We start from the raw sequence: 14,449 nt of genomic DNA, 5'->3' as shown, positions 1-14,449 counted from the left end.
CTTGGTTATTCCTTTGGAAAGTCCAGGCCCATCTCGCGATAGCGATCGGGATCGTCGCCCCAGTTCTCGCGCACCTTGACGAACAGGAACAGGTGCACCGGCACGTCAAGGATCTGCATCAGCTCTTTCCGCGAGTCGGCACCGATCGACTTGATGGTGGCGCCGCCCTTGCCGAGCACGATCTTGCGCTGGCTTTCGCGCTCGACATAGATGGTCTGCTCGATCCGCACCGACTTGTCCTTGCGTTCCTCCCACTTGTCGGTCTCGACCGTGGACTGGTAGGGCAACTCCTGGTGCAGCTTCTGATAGATCTTCTCGCGGGTGATCTCGGCCGCGAGCTGCCGCATCGGCGCGTCCGACATCTGGTCCTCGGGGTAGAGGAACGGACCCGGCGGCACCATGTCTGCGAGCGTCTTGCGGATGTCGTCGACGCCGTCGCCCGAGATCGCCGCGATCATGAAGGTCCTTGCGAACGTCATGCGCTCGTTGGCGGCCTGCGCCAGCGCCAGCAGCTTCTCGCGCTGGACCAGGTCGACCTTGTTGATGACGAGGATCTTGTCGTGATTGACGCTGGCGGCCTTGGCGAGGATCGCCTCCGCCTCCTCGTCGATCCCGGTTTTGGCATCGAGCAGCACGCAGACCAGATCGGCGTCATGCGCCCCGCTCCAGGCGGTCGAGACCATGGCGCGGTCGAGCCGGCGCTTGGGCGAGAAGATACCGGGCGTGTCGACCAGAATGATTTGCGCGTTGTTCTCGATGACGATGCCGCGGATCAGCGCGCGCGTGGTCTGCACCTTGCGCGAGACGATCGTGACCTTGGCGCCGACCAGCGCATTGACCAGCGTCGACTTGCCGACATTCGGCGCGCCGATCAGCGCGACGAAACCGCAGCGCGTCGCGCTGGGCGCCTCGCCGCTTGCTTCAACCGTCATTGCTGCCGCCGACGCCTTCGCGTTCGATCATCACCGACGCTGCCACCTTCTCTGCCGCGCGCTTGCTGCCGCCGATGCCCTCGGCCGGGGCCAGGCCCGGCAGATCGACGGCGACACGGAACTGCGGATCGTGATGCGGGCCGGTGCGCTCGACCTCGCGATAGACAGGCGTCGGCAGTCCCTTGCCTTGCGCCCATTCCTGCAGCACGGTCTTGGGATCACGCAAGGGCCGGCGCGGCTTGTGCATGCGCTCGGTCCAGTTGCGCTTGACGAATTCGGCTGCCGCCGCATGGCCGCCGTCGAGATAGATGGCGCCGATCACGGCCTCGCAGATGTCGCCGAGGATGGATTTGCGCAGGCGGGCATCGGCACTGGAGCCTACCGAGCCGAGCTTGATGTCGTCGACGAGACCGAGCGACTTGGCGACGTCCGCGCAGCTCTCCTTGCGCACGAGCTCGGCAAGCCGCTTGGACAGTTCGCCTTCGTCCGCGTTCGGGAAGGCGTGATAGAGCATGTCGGAGACGACGAGCCCGAGAACGTGGTCGCCGAGGAATTCCAGCCGCTGATAGCTGTCGCCGCGCTTGCGCCCGGACTTCAGGGCCGAGACATGCGTGATTGCCTGCATCAACAGGTTCGGGTCGGCAAAGCTGTGGCCGATGCGCGCTTCGACCGCCGCGTTCGCGTCCGTGCCCTTGGCCTTGCTGCTCCGCGCCCGCTTCTTCTTGGCAGGCGCCTTCGCCGCAGCTTCGCTCTCGGGAGCGGCTTGCGCCTCGATCGGTTGGGTCGCGATGTCTTTGGCTTCGTCTTTCATCGGACGATTTTGAAGAAGCGACTCCACCGCACCGACCACGGCCAGCGCCAGAACATCCAGGCGTGCTCGCCTTCAGCGATGGAGAAGAAGATCATCTGGGCGCGGCCGATCAAGTGCTCCTGCGGGACGTAGCCGACCTGGCCGAGAAAGCGGCTATCGGTGGAGTTGTCGCGGTTGTCGCCCATCATGAAGAAATGGCCGGACGGGACGGTGTAGACGTTGGTGTTGTCCATGTAGCCGTTGTCGGCGCAGTCCAGCGTCTCATAGGACACGCCGTTCGGCAGCGTCTCCTTCCAGCGCTTCACCCGCGAAATGCCGCCACCTTCCGAGCCGCAGGGCTCCTCGCCGACATACTCGCTCATGCGCTGCCGCTCGACCGGCGTGTCGTTGATGTAGAGCAGCCCGTCCCGCATCTGGATACGGTCGCCGGGAAGGCCGATCACCCGCTTGATGTAGTCGGTGGAATCGTCCTTCGGCAGGCGAAACACGACGATGTCGCCACGAGCGGGGTCCGAGCCCCAGATCCGCCCGGAGAACAGCGGCGGCGAGAACGGAATCGAATAATGGCTATAGCCGTAGGAATATTTCGAGACGAACAGATAGTCGCCGACCAGCAGCGTCGCCTTCATCGAGCCGGACGGGATGTTGAAGGGCTGGAACAGAAAAGTGCGGATCACCAACGCGATCAGGAGAGCGTGGATCACGACCCGGATCGTTTCGCCGACGCCGCTCTCAGTTTTCGTTCCCGAAGTCACGCTCATTGCTCTCTCAATTCCGGCCGGCGGTCACAGAGCGCCCTCCTGGCGCGAACAGCCCATTGCTTCGCGACCCATGGAGATTGTCCTGATTCTGATAGTGAGGGCCAATTCCGGCGTAAAGCCGAATTCGCCCAAGCTGATCTGCGTCGGCGAACTTTTAGACGGTTGTCGGAGGCCACGCAATCAAGGATCGCATCGAAACTGAATAAGACATTGATTTCACATGCGAATTATAAAATCGGCCGAGTCACGTCAGGGCTTCGCCAGCGGCACGGCCGAGATGATGACGAAGGCTTGGGCCAGCGGCCAGTCGTCGGTGATCGAAAGGTCGATCCGCGCCTCGAATCCCTCCGGCGTCAAGGCCTGGAGCCGGGCCAGGGCGCCGCCGGTGAGCTGCATGGTCGGCCGCCCGCCCGGCAGGTTGACCACCCCCATGTCGCGCCACCAGACGCCCCGCCTGATGCCGGTGCCAAGCGCCTTGGAGCAGGCCTCCTTGGCGGCGAAGCGCTTGGCGTAGGTCGCCACCACCATCTTCTCGTTCTTGGCCCGCCGCTCCGCCTTGGCCCGCTCGGCCGCGGTGAAGATGCGGTCGAGGAACCGCTCGCCGTGGCGCTCGATCACCTTGGCCACGCGGGTGATGTCGATCAGGTCGGAGCCGATGCCGATGATCATGCCCGGCTCCGGCCACGGTCCATTGCCGCGCGCATGCTGCGCACGGTTTCGGCCAGCCCCACGAACAGCGCCTCGCCGATCATGTAATAGCCGATGTTCAGCTCCTTGATTTCCGACAAGCCCGCGATCTTCTCCGCCGTCGCATAGTCCAGCCCGTGGCCGGCGTGAACCTCCAGCCCCGCGTCTTTCGCCAGCTTCGCTCCCGCCACGATCCGCTGCCATTCGGCCTCGGCCTTGTCGCTGTGGCCATCGACGACGGCATCGCACCAGGCACCGGTGTGGATCTCGATCACGGGCGCCCGCAGCCGTGCGGCCATCTCGATCTGGGCGGGGTCGGCCGCAATGAACAGCGAGACGCGGATGCCGGCATCGCCGAGCCGCGCGATAAAAGGCGCGAGCGCGTTGTGCTGGCCGACCACATCCAGCCCGCCTTCGGTCGTCACCTCCTGGCGCCGCTCCGGCACGAGGCACACCGCGTGCGGCTTGGTGGCGAGCGATATCCGCATCATGTCGTCCGTTGCGGCCATCTCGAAATTGAGCGGCTTGGAGATCTCCGCCTTCAGGCGCGCCATGTCCTCGTCGCGGATGTGCCGGCGGTCCTCGCGCAAATGTGCGGTGATGCCGTCGGCGCCGGCTTCGATCGCGAGCAGCGCGGCGCGCACCGGATCGGGATGGCGGCCGCCGCGCGCGTTACGCACGGTTGCGACGTGATCGATGTTGACGCCGAGGCGGAGCGGAGGTGCGGGCATTTCAGGACTCGCGGAATCAGAGGGAACCGCGCATGCGAGATGCGCCTATCCATTAACACGTTCGACCTTGGCGACGACCGCCTTCGCGCGCAGCTGGGCCAGGATCGCGCTGAGGTGCTTCAAATCGTAGACTTCCAGATCGATCGTCGTCTCCGTGAAATCGGGCGAGCGGCGCTGCATGCTGATGTTGTCGATGTTGCCGTCGTGCTCGGCGATCACGGTCGCGATCTGCGCCAGCGCGCCGGGCTCGTTGACGTTCTCGACCTTGATGCGGGCCGGGAAGCGCTGCGGCGCGGAATCCTCGATGTCCCAGCGGACGTCCAGCCAGCGCTCCGGCTCCTCCTCGAAATCCTTCAACGCCGGGGCCTGGATCGGGTAGATCGTGATGCCCTCGCCCGGTGTGACGATGCCGACGATGCGATCGCCGGGGACCGCGCCGCCGTTCGGCGCGAACTTCACCGGAAGCTCGGAATTGATGCCGCGGATCGGGATCGCAACCGGGCTGCGCGACGGCTCGGACACCCCCTTCTCCTTGAGCTTGGCCGCAAGCCCCTTCTTGACGCCGTAGCGCGCGATGCGCTCTTCCTTGTAGTCCGGGTACATCGCACGCGCGACGTGGGAGGCCTTGATTTCGCCGCGCCCGACCGCCGCCATGACGTCCTCGATCGAGGTGCGCGCGAGCCGCGGCAGCGCGCCCTTGAGTTTGTCGTCGGCGTACTCGATCTTGGCGCGCTCGAACAGGCGCTCGACGATGCGCCGGCCGAGGCCGACATATTGATCGCGCACCGCGGTGCGCGTGGCGCGGCGGATCGCGGCGCGCGCCTTGCCGGTGACGGCGAGCGTTTCCCAGGCAGACGGCGGCGCGGACTGCGCCTCCGAGGTCAGCACCTCCACCTCGTCGCCGTTCTGAAGCTCCGAGGACAGCGGCGCGAACTTGCCGTTGATCTTGCAGCCCACCGCGCTGTTGCCGACGTCGGTATGCACGGCATAGGCGAAGTCGATCACGTTGGCATGGCGCGGCAGCGCGATCAGCTTGCCCTTCGGAGTGAAGCAGAACACCTGGTCGTGAAACAGCTCGAGCTTGGTGTGCTCGAGGAATTCCTCCGGGTTCGCGCTCTCCGAGAGGATGCCGATGGTGTGCCGCAGCCAGGCGAACGCGTTGGACTCGCGCTTGAGGAATTCGGTCGGCGACCCCACGCCCTCCTTGTAGAAGACATGCGCGGCGATGCCGCGCTCGGCGATCTGGTCCATCGCCTCGGTGCGGATCTGCAGCTCGACGCGCTGGTTGCCGGGGCCGATCACGGTGGTGTGGATCGAGCGGTAGTCGTTCTGTTTCGGCGTCGAGATGTAGTCCTTGAATCGTCCTGGCACGACCGGCCAGGTGGTGTGGACGATCCCGAGCGCGCGATAGCAGGCCTCGATGTCGCTGACGACGAGGCGGAAGCCGAAGATGTCGGACAATTGCTCGAAGCCGACCGACTTGCGCTCCATCTTGGTCCAGATCGAGAACGGCTTCTTGCGCCGGCCATAGACCCGCGCCCCCAGGCCCCGATGGCGCAGATTGTTGGAGAGCTGGTCCTCGATCTCGCCGATCAGGTTGCGGTTGCGCTCGGCGAGCGCATCGAGCCGCTGCATCACCACCGAATAGGCTTCGGGATCGAGGGTGCGGAAGGACAGATCCTCCAGCTCCTCGCGCATTTCCTGCATGCCCATGCGCCCCGCCAGCGGCGCGTAGATGTCGAGCGTCTCCTCGGCGATGCGCCGGCGCGATTCCGTCGGCACGAAGTCCAGCGTGCGCATGTTGTGCAGGCGGTCGGCCAGCTTGACCAGAAGCACACGGACATCATCGGCAATGGCCAGCAACAATTTGCGCAGGTTCTCGGCCTGCTTGGCCTCGCGCGAGACCAGCTCGAGCCGCTTCAGCTTGGTCAGCCCCTCGACCAGCGCGCCGATTTCAGGTCCGAAGATCTGGTCGATCTCGGCCCGCGTTGCCTCGGTATCCTCGATCGTGTCGTGCAGCAGCGCCGCCACGATGGTGGCGTCGTCGAGCTTGAGGTCGGTGAGAATCGCCGCCACTTCGAGCGGGTGCGAGAAATACGGATCGCCCGAGGCGCGGGTCTGCGAGCCGTGCGCCTTCATGGCATAGACGTAGGCCCGGTTCAGCAAGTCTTCGTTGGTGTTGGGATTGTAGGACCTGACGCGCTCGACGAGGTCATATTGACGCATCATGCGGGCGCGAGGCCTGGCGGGGCGCGCGACCGGCGCAGTCGGGGCCACGGCAACCGATTCGGTTGCGGCCTGCATCTGCGTGAATCTGCGGCGCCGATATACCATGCCGTCCTGCCTTCAAACGGGCTTGGGCCGGCCCGTTGCATACATCCTAACTCCGATCGCGCCCGTGTCCGATCAATTCAGTGACAGGGCCAAGCGCTGACCGCAGCGCTATGGTAACCACGAAAAGGTCAACAAAAGCAAAGGCCCGAACAGCGGTTCGGGCCTTTGATATGATCACAAGACGAAGATGATCTCGATGGAAGAATTACTCGTCTTCCTCGGGCTGCTCCTCGGGAGGCGCGAGGCCTTCCAGACCCTTCAGGAGCTCCTCTTCGGTCATGCGCTCGACGGCGACCTCGGTGTCGTCGGCATCGACGCTTGCGCCCGCGGAACCGATCAGCGGCACCGTATCCGGCTCGGGCTCGTCCACCTCGACGAACTTCTGGAGCGAGTGCACCAGCTCCTCGCGGAGGTCCTCCGGCGAGATCGTCGTCTCGGCAATTTCGCGTAAAGACACAACAGGGTTCTTGTCGTTATCGCGGTCAACCGTTAGTTGTGAACCGGACGAGATCATGCGGGCACGGTGGGCGGCCAGCAGGACCAAGTCAAACCGGTTGTCGACCTTGTCGATACAATCTTCTACGGTGACGCGAGCCATGGACTGTCGCTCCGTTGTGGGTGGGACGAAATATGTGGATGATTGGGGCTAGTTATAGGGGCTGGGACCGTTTCGCAAGACCATTTTGTGATTTGGCCTCGCCAAACCGCTCTGCTACCCCCACATTGGGGCTGGGACGGGTGGTTTTCCGGGCTGCCGTTGAGGGCGGCCCCGGGTGTATGCAAGTCCGCCATAACTATACCTTGATTGCCCCGACTTCTCCGGATTTGCGGTTTCGACGGGTCTCTGCGGCACTCTAGAACTGCGCGGCCTGCTGTCGCCGCGCCAACAAAAAACGATCAATCACGAACACTACGCGAGCAACTGAATGTCACCTTCTCCTACCAACAAGATCGCGCTCTTCATCGACGGGGCCAATCTCTACGCGACGGCGAAAACCCTCGGCTTCGACATCGACTACAAGCGCCTGCTGAAGGAGTTTCAGAGCCGCGGGACGTTGTTGCGGGCGTTCTATTACACCGCCATCATCGAGGACCAGGAATACTCCTCGATCCGCCCGCTGATCGACTGGCTGGACTACAACGGCTACACCGTCGTCACCAAGGCGACCAAGGAATTCATCGACGCCTCCGGCCGGCGCAAGGTGAAGGGCAACATGGACATCGAACTCGCTGTCGACGCCATGGAGCTCGCCGAGCACATCGACCAGATGGTGCTGTTCTCGGGTGATGGCGACTTCCGCTCCCTGGTCGAGGCCGTCCAGCGCCGCGGCGTGCGGGTCACGGTGGTCTCCACCATTGCGAGCCAGCCGCCGATGATCGCCGACGAGCTGCGCCGCCAGGCCGACGTCTTCACCGACCTCGTCGAGCTGCAGTCCAAGCTCGGCCGCGATCCGTCCGAGCGCCCCGCCCCGCGTGACCGCGGCGAGCGCGGCGAACGTCACCACGCCCCGCAATTCCTCCAGCGCGCGACCACGATGGCGCCGAGGGGCGATGACGACTTCGAGGAGTGAGGCGGTCCGGTCAAGCCGCCAGCCTCTCACAATCGTTCCCGACCGTGACTGCCCGCTCTGCCCGCGCCTGGTCGCCTTCCGCGAGGCGAACCGCGCGCGCGAGCCATGGTGGCACAATGCGCCGGTTGCGCCCTTCGGCGACATCAAGGCCCGCCTCCTGATCGTGGGCCTCGCCCCGGGCATGCAGGGCGCCAACCGCACGGGGCGGCCGTTCACGGGTGACTACGCCGGCGACCTGCTTTACGCCACGCTGATCGAGTACGGCTTTGCCAGGGGCACCTATCAGGCGCGCCCGGATGACGGACTGAAACTCGTCGACTGCCGGATCGCCAATGCCGTGCATTGCGTTCCGCCGCAGAACAAGCCGCTTCCGATCGAGATCAACACCTGCCGCCAGTTCCTCGTGGCCAATCTCGCGACGATGCCGAACCTGCGCGCGATCGTGGCGCTCGGGCGGATTGCGCACGACAGCGTGCTCAAGCCGCTGAAACTGAAGGCCTCGCAAGCCCCCTTCGGCCACGGCGCGGTGCATCAGGCCGGCGCGTTCAGGCTCTACGACAGCTATCACTGCTCCCGCTACAACACGAACACCGGTGTGCTGACGCCTGATATGTTCAGATCCGTGTTCGCGAGGGTGAAGGCGGATCTCGATTAGAGCATGATCCTGAAAAGTGCGTAGCGGTTTTCCGGATCATGCTCAAACAATGAGCCAAAGCGCGATGACGTTCATCCTAATCGGATGGCGCTTTGTTGACGGGATTCGCCTTGAGCCAAGCCAGCACGTCGCCGGCGTTCCGGTCGGGCGGAAACACCGGATAGAACACGTGCGTGATCCTGGCGTCGTCGATAACAAGCGCGAGGCGCTTGATCAGCGTCAGGCCCGCGACCTCCATGGTCGGCAAGTTCAAGGCGCGCGTCAGCGCCAGCTTCTCGTCCGAGAGCACCGGGAACGGCAGATGCAGGCGCGAGGCCATCTCGATCTGGTAGTCGTTGCTCTGGGTCGAAAGACCGAACACCTGCGCGGCGCCGGCGGCCTTCAGCTCGGCGTAGAGATCGCGGAATGCGCAGGTCTGGGGCGTGCAGCCGCGCGCTCCGGGGATCATGTCCCAATCGTCGACCAGCGCAATCTTGCCGGGCTCGCCGGTGCGGGGATAGGCGAACACCACGGTGCGGCCGCGCAGCGCCGACAGGGTGACCGATGTGTCGTCGGTCGCGAGCAGGCCGATCGGCGGCAACGTCATGCCCTCAAGATGCGCGGCGGCGCCGTCGTCGGCAGGCGCGGGAATCTGACTCCAGTCGACCTCGAGCAGGTTCCGTTGATTCATCTCGTCATCCCCTCGCCCGCAGCAGCCGGCCTTTCTCCCGGCTCCAATCGCGCTTCTTCTCGGACTCGCGCTTGTCGTGCAGCTTCTTGCCCTTTGCAACCGCCAGCTGCAGCTTGGCCCGGCCGCGCTCGTTGAAGTAAAGCTTGAGCGGGATCAGCGTCATGCCCTCGCGGTCGACCGCGCCGATCAGCTTGTTGATCTGGCGGCGGTGGAGCAGCAGCTTTCGAGGCCGCTTGGGCTCGTGGTTGAAGCGGTTGCCTTGCAGGTATTCGGGAATGGTGGCGTTGATCAGCCAGATCTCGCCGTTCTTGGAATCGGCATAGGATTCGGCGATCGTGCTCTTGCCGTTGCGGATCGACTTGACCTCGGTACCGGTCAGCGCAATGCCCGCCTCGATCGTGTCCTCGATGGCGTAGTTGAAACGCGCCTTGCGATTTTCCGCCATCACCTTGATCGGACGTTCGTTCTTATCGGCCATGACGGGCAAACCTGATCGAGATGCGCTCGGATTCTAACAGTTCAGATGAAGTGAGCGCGTCACTTCTTGAGGAGATCGCGGATCTCGGTCAGCAGTTCGACCTCGGCCGTCGGCTTCGGCGGGGCGGCGGGCGCCGCCTCCTCCCTGCGCTTCAAGGTGTTCATGGCGCGGATCACCAGGAACAACACGAAGGCGACGATGATGAAGTTGATCGTCAGCGTCAGGAAGCTGCCGTAAGCAAGTACGGCACCTTGCTTTTTGGCATCCGCTAAGTTGGTGGCGGTCACCGCCTTCGACAAGGGAATGAAGTAGTTCGAGAAGTCGAGGCCACCGGTGACGGCGCCGACGATCGGCATGATGACGTCGCCGACGAGCGAGGTGACGATACCGCCGAAGGCCGCGCCGATGATGACGCCGACCGCGAGATCGACGACGTTGCCCTTCATGGCGAACTCGCGAAACTCCTTGAGCATCCGCGCGCCCTTTTCCTCCACGCTCATGAAAGGCTCCCCCGAACGGCTAATGCCTCAGTTGATCAGGCCGGCGTGCACCATCGCGCTACGCACGGCAATTCGCGTCGGCTCGGATACCGGAACCATCGGCAGCCGGAGCGTCTCGTCCAGCTTGCCGAGCAGCGACATCGCGTACTTGATCGGCGCCGGATTGCTCTCGATGAAGAGGTTGTTGTGCAGCGGCATCAGCTTGTCGTGGATCGCGAGCGCCGCCTTGGTGTCGCCCTTCTGCCAGGCGGCATGGAACTCCGAGCACAGGCGCGGCGCGACGTTCGAGGTCACCGAGATGCAGCCATGTCCGCCATGGGCCATGTAGCCGATGATGGTGGCGTCCTCGCCGGAGAGCTGGTTGAAGTCCTCGCCCATCGCCGCGCGCTGCTGCGACACGCGCACCATGCTGGCGGTGGCGTCCTTGACCCCGGCGATGTTCTTCAGCTCCCACAGCCGCTTCATGGTATCGACCGACATGTCGATCACCGAGCGCGGCGGGATGTTGTAGATGATGATCGGAATGCCGATCGCATCGTTGATGGCCTTGAAGTGCTGGTACATGCCTTCTTGCGTCGGCTTGTTGTAGTACGGCGTCACCACCAGCACGGCATCCGCGCCCGCCTTTTCGGCGTGCTGGGAGAGCTCGATCGCCTCCTTGGTCGAGTTGGAGCCGGCCCCGGCGATGACGGGCACGCGGCCCTTGGCTTCAGCGATGCACCATTCCACGACCTTCTTGTGCTCGTCATGGCTGAGCGTCGGGCTCTCGCCGGTGGTGCCGACCGGAACGAGGCCATTGGTGCCCTCGGAGATCTGCCAGTTGACCAGGGAGCGGAACGCCGCCTCGTCGAGCGAGCCGTTCTTGAACGGGGTGACCAAGGCGGTGAACGACCCTCGGAATTTCGTCTTGGCTGCCATGGACTTCCTCCGTACGCGGCGATCTCTTGAGCAAGCCCCTTCATATCGGGTCTATCCGGCCGGTAAAAGACCCGGGGTCGGCGCGAGGCTGGGTTTAGGCCGCGATTTTGCCGCGGTGCTGGTGCAAATCGGCCCGAGGTAAGCGGCTGTTGGTATTTTCTCCGCATATTCAAGCAAATTCAGCTAGGTCTTGAGCCACTTCACTGATTCGGGGCGACGAAACGCCGTGACCTCCTTTCCTTCTGCCGCGTGGCGATCCCTGGGTATGGCATTGTGCCTGATGGCCGGGCTGTCGATGGGCTGCGCCGCGCTCGCCAAATCCAACGAGACGGCCGCGGAGACCAAGGATCCCGCCAAGCCAGCTGCCAAGGACGCCGCGAAGGGCCCAACCAAAGGATCGACCAGGGAAACGGCGAAGGACACAGCCAAGGGAACCGGCAAGGACGCCGCAAAGGCCGCAAGCAAGGCTGCGCCCGGCACCCCTGCCAAGGACGCCGCGAGGAAGCCCAACGCCGGCAGGAGCGCCAGCAAGGAACCGGCGAAGGACAAGCCCAAAGACCAACCCAAGCCTGCGGCCACCGCTCCTGCTGCCAAGGCCCCTGCAGCTGCACCTAAGCCAGCGCCGACTGCGATCGGCGCGCCGCCCAAGGCAGCCCCCGCCCCGGCCGTGACCGCCACCATCAAACCGGCTGCCCCAGCCCCAGCCAGACCGGCCGCAGCTCCCATCCTAGCGCCTGCAACGCGCCAGCATGCAGCGCCGCGCAAGCCGGTCATCCCGGCGGCCGTCGCTGCGACGTCGTCGACGTCGCAGGCCGACAAGGACACGCTGGAGAGCGTCATCGAGCTCGTGCGTAAGCGCAAGGCCGGCGACGCCACCAATGCCGCAGCCGGCATCTCCGATCCGGTCGCGCGAAAGCTCGCCGAATGGATCATCCTGCGCAGCGAGGACAACGGCGCGACCGTGGAACGCTATCGCGCCTTCCTCGCAGCCAATCCGAGCTGGCCGTCGCAGACCTTCCTGCGCCGGCGCCTCGAGGCCGCAATGTGGGACGACAGGCGCGACGAACAGGTCGCGTGGTCGTGGTTCGAGAACGAATCTCCGATCTCGGCCAAGGGGCGCTTCACGCTCGCCAGGGCGATGCTGGCGCGCGGCGACCGCGCCAATGCCGAGCGGCTGGTGCGCGAGGCATGGCGCGGCGATCCGATGTCGGAGGACACCGAGAACAACGCGCTCGACCAGTTCGGGGCCCTGCTGACGCCGGGCGACCAGAAAGCGCGGATGGACAATCTGCTCTACGGCAGCGAGAACGAGGCGGCGCTACGCGCCGCCAAGCGTCTCGGCGCCGGCTATGTGGCGCTCGCCAAGGCCCGCATCGCCGCGGTCAAGAAAGCGCCGAACGCTCGGGCGCTGCTCGATGCCGTGCCGCGCGAGCTGCACGGCGATCCCGGCTTCGTCTTCAGCAAGATCCAGCTGCTGCGCCGCGAGGAGAAGTTCACTGAAGCCGCCCAGCTGATGCTGTCCGCGCCGAAGGATCCGGGTCGCCTCCACAATCTCGACGAATGGTGGATCGAGCGGCGCCTCCTGGCGCGCAAGATGATCGACACCGAGGAATTCCGCAGCGCCTATCTGATCGCGCGCGACGCCGCCCTGCCCTCGCGCGACATCTACAAGACCGAGCAGGAGTTCACCGCCGGGTGGATTGCGCTGCGCTTCCTCAACGATCCCGCAACTGCCGCGCAGCATTTCGCCCGCATCGGCGTCGGCAGCGTCAATCCGACCGCTCTGGCGCGCGCCGGCTATTGGCAGGGCCGCGCCGCCGAAGCCATGGGCCGCCAGCAGGAGGCCCGCAACGCCTATGCGCGGGCGGCCGAGCAATCGACCAGCTATTACGGCCAGCTCGCGCGCGCAAAGCTCGGCCTGCCGCAGATCGAGCTCAACAGCCAGCCGCGCGGGCGCGGCGCCGAGCGCCTCGAGATCGTGCGCGCCGCGCAACTGCTCTACGAACTCGACGAACGCGAGATGGCGATTCCGCTGCTCGCCGACATGGGCGAGAACGGCGATCCCGAGGCGCTTGCCGGCCTCGGCGAACTGACGCAGCGCTATAGCGATGCGCGTGGCATGCTGCTGCTCGGCAAGGCCGCGCTCAACCGCGGCCTGCCGTTCGACTTCTACGCCTACCCCGTCAACGGCATCCCTCAGTTCACGCCGATCGGCCCCGAGGTCGAGCGCAGCATCATCTATGCGATTGCGCGGCAGGAGAGCGCGTTCAATCCGTCGGTGGTCTCGCCGGCGCAGGCCTACGGGCTGATGCAGGTGACGCCGGATGCCGCCCGCTACGTCTGCAAGCGGCATGGGGCGACCTACGACCTGGGGCGGCTGAAGAACGACTCCGTCTACAACGCAACGCTCGGCTCGGCCGAGCTCGGCGGACTGCTCGAGGATTATCGCGGCTCCTACATCATGACGTTCGCCGCCTACAATGCCGGCCGCGGCAGCGTGAAGAAGTGGGTCGAGCGTTACGGCGATCCGCGCGACCCCAAGGTCGACGCCGTAGACTGGGTCGAGCTGATTCCGTTCTCCGAGACGCGCAATTATGTGCAGCGGATCATGGAGAACCTTCAGGTCTACCGCGCCCGTTTCGGCGGCGGCACCCGCTTGCAGATCGAAGCCGATCTGCGCCGCGGGGCCGTCAGCGTGGAGTAACGGCGCGTCGATGACCCAATGTCGATGACCCAATAAGAATCAGAGCCTGGTTGCTGGTGCGGCAGGCCTCGGCAGGATTCGTCGACCGCCATCCTTCCCGACCACAGGTACAACCGGCATTCAGGATCGCTATTGCCTGCAAGGACGGCGTTGGGGGATCCAGGCAACTGCCGGTTTTCCAGTTACAGCCAGTGCATGGCAACCGCGTCGGGCGCAATAGATGCCTGCGGTCTCAACCCGACCTATGCCTTCAAGGAGTGGAAGGGCCAAAATGGTGACCTGATCGCTCTCGTCGAGAGGGCGCAGCTCGCCCGCGAGCCCGAAGCGACTCAAGGTACGGGAGTTCGATTTCTCACCACATCCTGTCGGGGGCGGACCGGCCGTGAGGCGGGCGGATCGGCCGGGCCGCGGTCGGCTCGGACCAGTAGGGGTTCGCCAGGCACATCGCCGGCAATCCCATCGCAGCAGCCTTGCAGTCCTCCCAGGACCGGTAGCTACAGTAAATCCGGTTGCTGCCGCCCCACTCCCATTGCTGGAGGCACACTGGATAATTGGGGTTCAAGGGTTCGGCAGCTGCCGGTGCGAACACGGCCGTACCCCCGGCGATCATCGATGCCGCGGCCAGCAGGCTCAGCATCCGTCCCCAGCTCGTCGAAATGGTCATGGTCAGAAGCTCCCTTACCGCGGTCTCGAACGG

General features: G+C 64.9%; 15 protein-coding genes. 3 read left to right on the top strand and 12 right to left on the bottom strand.

Annotation, left to right across the window (positions count from 1 at the left end; all coding sequences use genetic code 11):
- Positions 1-5 precede the first annotated feature (5 nt).
- From era to rpoZ, 7 genes are all read right to left on the bottom strand, one after another.
- Positions 6-932 (bottom strand): GTPase Era, encoded by a 927-nt coding sequence (gene era, locus AC24YW_RS19730; protein ID WP_487484288.1) that lies wholly within the window; start codon positions 930-932, stop codon positions 6-8.
- On the bottom strand, positions 922-1,743 hold the full coding sequence (rnc, locus tag AC24YW_RS19725) for a ribonuclease III (RefSeq protein ID WP_487484287.1): 822 nt from the start codon (positions 1,741-1,743) through the stop codon (positions 922-924). Before rnc ends, era begins: the two co-directional genes overlap by 11 nt.
- On the bottom strand, positions 1,740-2,504 hold the full coding sequence (gene lepB, locus AC24YW_RS19720) for a signal peptidase I (protein ID WP_487484286.1): 765 nt from the start codon (positions 2,502-2,504) through the stop codon (positions 1,740-1,742). Before lepB ends, rnc begins: the two co-directional genes overlap by 4 nt.
- 249 nt (positions 2,505-2,753) lie before the next feature.
- Positions 2,754-3,173: a holo-ACP synthase gene (acpS, locus tag AC24YW_RS19715; protein ID WP_487484285.1), complete on the bottom strand. Its 420-nt coding sequence runs from the start codon at positions 3,171-3,173 to the stop codon at positions 2,754-2,756.
- Positions 3,170-3,922, bottom strand: coding sequence for a pyridoxine 5'-phosphate synthase (locus AC24YW_RS19710; RefSeq protein ID WP_487484284.1), 753 nt, complete (start codon positions 3,920-3,922; stop codon positions 3,170-3,172). The genes acpS and AC24YW_RS19710 overlap by 4 nt, the downstream gene beginning before the upstream one ends.
- Before the next feature lie 45 nt (positions 3,923-3,967).
- A complete protein-coding gene (locus tag AC24YW_RS19705) occupies positions 3,968-6,256 on the bottom strand; it encodes a RelA/SpoT family protein (protein ID WP_487484283.1) in 2,289 nt (762 codons plus the stop codon).
- Between the two features lie 205 nt (positions 6,257-6,461).
- Entirely contained in the window at positions 6,462-6,854 is a 393-nt protein-coding gene (gene rpoZ / locus AC24YW_RS19700) for a DNA-directed RNA polymerase subunit omega (protein WP_007603391.1), read from the bottom strand.
- A 328-nt stretch (positions 6,855-7,182) separates the two neighbouring features.
- Between rpoZ and AC24YW_RS19695 the strand changes: the two genes are divergently transcribed.
- Positions 7,183-7,827 carry a LabA-like NYN domain-containing protein gene (locus AC24YW_RS19695; protein ID WP_025036724.1) on the top strand — a complete coding sequence of 215 codons (645 nt, stop codon included), beginning with the start codon at positions 7,183-7,185 and terminating at the stop codon, positions 7,825-7,827.
- Positions 7,808-8,482, top strand: coding sequence for a uracil-DNA glycosylase (locus AC24YW_RS19690; protein ID WP_487484282.1), 675 nt, complete (start codon positions 7,808-7,810; stop codon positions 8,480-8,482). The genes AC24YW_RS19695 and AC24YW_RS19690 overlap by 20 nt, the downstream gene beginning before the upstream one ends.
- A 76-nt stretch (positions 8,483-8,558) precedes the next feature.
- Here the strand turns inward: AC24YW_RS19690 and AC24YW_RS19685 are convergent, their stop codons facing one another.
- Genes AC24YW_RS19685 through dapA form a run of 4 tightly spaced genes read right to left on the bottom strand, consistent with a single transcriptional unit; the run spans position 8,559 to position 11,048 of the window.
- Entirely contained in the window at positions 8,559-9,152 is a 594-nt protein-coding gene (locus AC24YW_RS19685) for a peroxiredoxin (RefSeq protein WP_487484281.1), read from the bottom strand.
- Between the two features lie 4 nt (positions 9,153-9,156).
- Positions 9,157-9,630 (bottom strand): SsrA-binding protein SmpB, encoded by a 474-nt coding sequence (smpB, locus tag AC24YW_RS19680; RefSeq protein WP_025036727.1) that lies wholly within the window; start codon positions 9,628-9,630, stop codon positions 9,157-9,159.
- A gap of 59 nt (positions 9,631-9,689) precedes the next feature.
- On the bottom strand, positions 9,690-10,103 hold the full coding sequence (mscL, locus tag AC24YW_RS19675) for a large conductance mechanosensitive channel protein MscL (protein WP_157287375.1): 414 nt from the start codon (positions 10,101-10,103) through the stop codon (positions 9,690-9,692).
- Between the two features lie 54 nt (positions 10,104-10,157).
- Positions 10,158-11,048, bottom strand: a complete 891-nt coding sequence (gene dapA, locus AC24YW_RS19670) for a 4-hydroxy-tetrahydrodipicolinate synthase (protein ID WP_487484280.1) — start codon at positions 11,046-11,048, stop codon at positions 10,158-10,160.
- Between the two features lie 280 nt (positions 11,049-11,328).
- Between dapA and AC24YW_RS19665 the strand changes: the two genes are divergently transcribed.
- The gene (locus AC24YW_RS19665) at positions 11,329-13,752 is read left to right on the top strand and encodes a lytic transglycosylase domain-containing protein (protein WP_487484623.1); all 2,424 of its coding nucleotides are present in this window, start codon (positions 11,329-11,331) and stop codon (positions 13,750-13,752) included.
- A 352-nt stretch (positions 13,753-14,104) separates the two neighbouring features.
- Here AC24YW_RS19665 and AC24YW_RS19660 read toward each other — a convergent pair whose 3' ends face one another.
- Positions 14,105-14,416: a DUF3551 domain-containing protein gene (locus tag AC24YW_RS19660; protein ID WP_487484279.1), complete on the bottom strand. Its 312-nt coding sequence runs from the start codon at positions 14,414-14,416 to the stop codon at positions 14,105-14,107.
- Between the last annotated feature and the right edge of the window lie 33 nt (positions 14,417-14,449).

Source organism: Bradyrhizobium sp. USDA3516 (assembly GCF_057651995.1).
Note: the sequence above shows the minus strand (reverse complement) of the source record. Positions and strands in the feature narration are given on the sequence as shown.